The organism is Autumnicola musiva (genome assembly GCF_031846585.1).
In the GTDB taxonomy this organism is placed as follows: domain Bacteria; phylum Bacteroidota; class Bacteroidia; order Flavobacteriales; family Flavobacteriaceae; genus Autumnicola; species Autumnicola musiva.
This window is the reverse complement of the sequence record NZ_JAVRHK010000037.1, coordinates 1-5,638: the sequence shown is the minus strand read 5'-3', so window position 1 is coordinate 5,638 and position 5,638 is coordinate 1. Positions and strand designations below refer to the sequence as shown.

Here is a 5,638-nt window from a genome sequence, read left to right as displayed (position 1 = left end):
AGTTCATTGACATATTGAATTGACAAGAAGTTTTATGGGAGTAATCCTGTAAAATGAGTAGCAAAGAATTAAGACTAGAAGAGTCATCTTTTGAGCTTTATTTTGTTTCTGTTCTTAGGAATAGGAGCGAAAAAACTTTTAATAGTTGTTAAGATATATAAGAAACAACGATGAAGAGTTTGATCCTGGCTCAGGATGAACGCTAGCGGCAGGCTTAACACATGCAAGTCGAACGGTAACAGGTCCTTCGGGACGCTGACGAGTGGCGCACGGGTGCGTAACGCGTATACAATCTACCGCTTACTAAGGGATAGCCCATGGAAACGTGGATTAATACCTTATGGTATTATTGAATGGCATCATTTAATAATTAAAGGTTACGGTAAGCGATGAGTATGCGTCCTATTAGCTAGATGGTGTGGTAACGGCATACCATGGCAACGATAGGTAGGGGTCCTGAGAGGGAGATCCCCCACACTGGTACTGAGACACGGACCAGACTCCTACGGGAGGCAGCAGTGAGGAATATTGGACAATGGGCGGGAGCCTGATCCAGCCATGCCGCGTGCAGGAAGACTGCCCTATGGGTTGTAAACTGCTTTTATACGGGAAGAACCACCCCTACGTGTAGGGGTTTGACGGTACCGTAAGAATAAGGATCGGCTAACTCCGTGCCAGCAGCCGCGGTAATACGGAGGATCCAAGCGTTATCCGGAATCATTGGGTTTAAAGGGTCCGTAGGCGGATTTATAAGTCAGTGGTGAAAGTCTGCAGCTTAACTGTAGAACTGCCATTGATACTGTAGATCTTGAATTATTATGAAGTGGTTAGAATATGTAGTGTAGCGGTGAAATGCATAGATATTACATAGAATACCGATTGCGAAGGCAGATCACTAATAATGTATTGACGCTGATGGACGAAAGCGTAGGTAGCGAACAGGATTAGATACCCTGGTAGTCTACGCCGTAAACGATGGTCACTAGCTGTCCGGCCTAATTGAGGGCTGGGTGGTTAAGCGAAAGTGATAAGTGACCCACCTGGGGAGTACGTTCGCAAGAATGAAACTCAAAGGAATTGACGGGGGCCCGCACAAGCGGTGGAGCATGTGGTTTAATTCGATGATACGCGAGGAACCTTACCAGGGCTTAAATGTAGTCTGACAGGGATGGAAACATCCTTTCCTTCGGGCAGATTACAAGGTGCTGCATGGTTGTCGTCAGCTCGTGCCGTGAGGTGTCAGGTTAAGTCCTATAACGAGCGCAACCCCTTTTGTTAGTTGCCAGCGAGTCAAGTCGGGAACTCTAGCAAGACTGCCGGTGCAAACCGCGAGGAAGGTGGGGATGACGTCAAATCATCACGGCCCTTACGTCCTGGGCCACACACGTGCTACAATGGTAGGGACAGAGAGCAGCCACTTCGCGAGAAGGAGCGAATCTACAAACCCTATCACAGTTCGGATCGTAGTCTGCAACTCGACTACGTGAAGCTGGAATCGCTAGTAATCGCATATCAGCCATGATGCGGTGAATACGTTCCCGGGCCTTGTACACACCGCCCGTCAAGCCATGGAAGCCGGGGGTACCTGAAGTCCGTTACCGCAAGGGACGGCCTAGGGTAAAACTGGTAACTGGGGCTAAGTCGTAACAAGGTAGCCGTACCGGAAGGTGCGGCTGGAACACCTCCTTTCTAGAGCAAGGCTTATTACTTATAATAAGCATGCGCAATTGTTAAAGGGAAGCTTCAAAGAAGTCCTTTTGGTCTTGATTTTTTGCTTGTCAATTTAATTATCATATAGATATGAGATATTAGAATTGAGATATGAGATGAGTGACTAACAAGTCTTACGTCTAAAATCTAAGATCTAACATCTAAAAAAAACAGTCTCATAGCTCAGCTGGTTAGAGCGCTACACTGATAATGTAGAGGTCGGCAGTTCGAGTCTGCCTGAGACTACTTGAAGAGTAGGCGAAGGGAGTGAGAAGTTTATCCCGAGCGAAGGCGAGGGGAGTCTGCCTGAGACTACAAACGAAGTACGAGGTTTGAAGTACGAAGGTAGGAATATGAAGTACGAAGTTCATTAAAAATTATTGAAAGGAAATTCTGGAAGCTAAGGATTCTAATTCTAAATTCTGAATTCTAAATTTGGAATTCACATGGGGGATTAGCTCAGCTGGCTAGAGCGCCTGCCTTGCACGCAGGAGGTCATCGGTTCGACTCCGATATTCTCCACAATTTTAGTATTGAGATATTAGAATTGAGAATTGAGATTTTTATCTCATTACTCTGTACTAAATACTCACTACTAGAGAAACGTTCATTGACATATTGAGAAACAAAGAATACGAGAAACTACAGTTATAGAGTTTTAAATTTTATAACTATAATTAAGAGCAAATTATATTAAGTATTTGGTTCTGCAAGGAACCAGGTATGAGCAAATTAGAGGCAAAAAGCATACAAGCTAAATAAGGGCGTATGGGGAATGCCTAGGCTCTCAGAGGCGACGAAGGACGTGATAAGCTGCGAAAAGCTGCGGGGATTGGCACATACGAATTGATCCGCAGGTATCCGAATGGGGCAACCCAGTACACTGAAGGTGTATTATCCGCAAGGAGGCAAACCCGGGGAACTGAAACATCTAAGTACCCGGAGGAAGAGAAAACAAAAGTGATTGCGCTAGTAGCGGCGAGCGAACGCGCATTAGCCCAAACCAATGAGTTTACGGACTTATTGGGGTTGTAGGACCACGATATTCGATGCATATAGAACTGGAACATTTTGGAAAGAATGACCGTAGAGGGTGATAGTCCTGTACAGGTAAAAATATGTTATTGATAGTGGTATCCTGAGTAGTGCGGGGCACGGGAAACCCTGTATGAATCTGGCGGGACCATCCGCCAAGGCTAAATACTCCTGAGAGACCGATAGTGAACCAGTACCGTGAGGGAAAGGTGAAAAGAACCGTGAATAACGGAGTGAAATAGATCCTGAAACCATACGCTTACAAGCGGTCGGAGCATGTTTACATGTGACGGCGTGCCTTTTGCATAATGAGCCTACGAGTTACCGTTTCCAGCAAGGTTAAGTACTTTAGGTATGGAGCCGTAGCGAAAGCGAGTCTTAATAGGGCGCTATAGTTGGTAATGGTAGACGCGAAACCGTGTGATCTACCCTTGGGCAGGTTGAAGCTGTGGTAACACATAGTGGAGGACCGAACCCGTTGACGTTGAAAAGTCTTGGGATGACCTGAGGGTAGGGGTGAAAGGCCAATCAAACTCGGAAATAGCTCGTACTCCCCGAAATGCATTTAGGTGCAGCGGTACATTAGTTTTATAGAGGTAGAGCTACTGATTGGATGCGGGGGCTTCACCGCCTACCAATTCCTGACAAACTCCGAATGCTATAAAATGATGTGTATCAGTGAGGGCATGGGTGCTAAGGTCCGTGTCCGAGAGGGAAAGAACCCAGACCATCAGCTAAGGTCCCAAAATATATGTTAAGTTGAAGAAACGCGGTTGGACTGCCCAGACAGCTAGGATGTTGGCTTGGAAGCAGCCATTCATTTAAAGAGTGCGTAACAGCTCACTAGTCGAGCGGTCCGGCATGGATAATAATCGGGCATAAACATATTACCGAAGCTATGGCTTCAAGATTTATCTTGAGGGGTAGGGGAGCATTGTAACAACGCTGAAGGTGTACTGCGAGGTATGCTGGAGTGGTTACAAAAGAAAATGTAGGCATAAGTAACGATAATGCGGGCGAGAAACCCGCACACCGAAAGACCAAGGTTTCCTCAGCTATGCTAATCAGCTGAGGGTTAGTCGGGTCCTAAGGCGAACCCGAAGGGGGTAGTCGATGGACAAGCAGTTAATATTCTGCTACTTGCCCCACGTTAAAGCGGACGGAGGCGAAAATTAGGTGCGCACAGACGGAATTGTGCGTTGAAGGGAGTGGTAACACCCCGATAGTACACCAAAGCTACGGCGGCGGTGATAATCCTGAGGATCGACTTCCAAGAAAAGCGAGTGGAGGCAACCCGTACCGTAAACCGACACAGGTAGTTGGGATGAGAATTCTAAGGTGCTCGAGAGATTCATGGCTAAGGAACTAGGCAAAATAGGCCCGTAACTTCGGGAGAAGGGTCGCCCACAGCGATGTGGGCCGCAGTGAAAAGGTCCAGGCGACTGTTTATCAAAAACACAGGACTCTGCTAAATCGAAAGATGACGTATAGGGTCTGACACCTGCCCGGTGCTGGAAGGTTAAGAGGAGAAGTTAGCGTAAGCGAAGCTTTGAATTGAAGCCCCAGTAAACGGCGGCCGTAACTATAACGGTCCTAAGGTAGCGAAATTCCTTGTCGGGTAAGTTCCGACCTGCACGAATGGTGCAACGATCTGGACACTGTCTCAGCCATGAGCTCGGTGAAATTGTAGTATCGGTGAAGATGCCGATTACCCGCTACGGGACGAAAAGACCCCGTGCACCTTTACTATAGCTTAGTATTGACTTTGGACAAGTGATGTGTAGGATAGGTGGGAGACATTGAAGCGGTATCGCCAGGTATCGTGGAGTCATTGTTGAAATACCACCCTTTACTTGTTTGAAGCCTAACTTCTGAAAATGAAGGACAGTGCTTGGTGGGTAGTTTGACTGGGGTGGTCGCCTCCAAAAGAGTAACGGAGGCTTCTAAAGGTTCCCTCAGCACGCTTGGTAACCGTGCGTAGAGTGCAATGGCAAAAGGGAGCTTGACTGAGAGACATACAGGTCGATCAGGTACGAAAGTAGAGCATAGTGATCCGGTGGCACCGCATGGAAGGGCCATCGCTCAAAGGATAAAAGGTACGCCGGGGATAACAGGCTGATCTCCCCCAAGAGCTCACATCGACGGGGGGGTTTGGCACCTCGATGTCGGCTCGTCACATCCTGGGGCTGGAGAAGGTCCCAAGGGTTGGGCTGTTCGCCCATTAAAGTGGCACGCGAGCTGGGTTCAGAACGTCGTGAGACAGTTCGGTCTCTATCTGTAGTGGGCGTTAGAAATTTGAGTGGACCTGACTCTAGTACGAGAGGACCGAGTTGGACCAACCTCTGGTGTATCTGTTGTTCCGCCAGGAGCACTGCAGAGTAGCTACGTTGGGAAGGGATAAGCGCTGAAAGCATATAAGCGCGAAACCCACCACAAGATGAGATTTCTTTAAAGGACCGTGGAAGACTACCACGTTGATAGGCCATAGGTGTAAAGGCAGTAATGTCATAGCCGAGTGGTACTAATAATCCGTTAAGCTTGATGCACCGCTCCATCCCCTGCAAAGGGGATGGAAGCAATAGCCGCTAAAGCGCATATAATTTACCTTTAAGAGTTACCTCCTGTTCTTTGTTTCTTATAATATGTCAACTTATTATAAGTGAGATATTAGATATGAGATTTTAGAAAAAGTTCCGAAATCTGGCAGCGCAGCGCGCTCAATAGATCTAATACCTGCTTAACAGTTTAAGGTGGTTATGGCAACGGGGCTCACCTCTTTCCATTCCGAACAGAGAAGTTAAGCCCGTTAGCGCAGATGGTACTGCTATTTGTGGGAGAGTATGTCACCGCCTTGTTTTTGAAAAGCACTTATCGAAAGATAGGTGCTTTTTTT

General features: G+C 47.2%; 2 tRNA genes and 3 rRNA genes. All 5 read left to right on the top strand.

What is annotated here, in order from left to right:
* Positions 1-167: 167 nt before the first annotated feature.
* Positions 168-1,689, top strand: a 16S ribosomal RNA gene (locus RM539_RS19455).
* A 193-nt stretch (positions 1,690-1,882) separates the two neighbouring features.
* A tRNA-Ile gene (locus RM539_RS19450) sits at positions 1,883-1,956 on the top strand.
* Positions 1,957-2,158: 202 nt separating this feature from the next.
* Positions 2,159-2,232, top strand: a tRNA-Ala gene (locus RM539_RS19445).
* 224 nt (positions 2,233-2,456) lie between these two features.
* A 23S ribosomal RNA gene (locus tag RM539_RS19440) occupies positions 2,457-5,291 on the top strand.
* A 200-nt stretch (positions 5,292-5,491) separates the two neighbouring features.
* Positions 5,492-5,600: ribosomal RNA gene (rrf, locus tag RM539_RS19435) — 5S ribosomal RNA — on the top strand.
* The 16S, 23S and 5S rRNA genes sit together here with 2 tRNA genes alongside, the layout of an rRNA operon.
* Positions 5,601-5,638 lie beyond the last annotated feature (38 nt).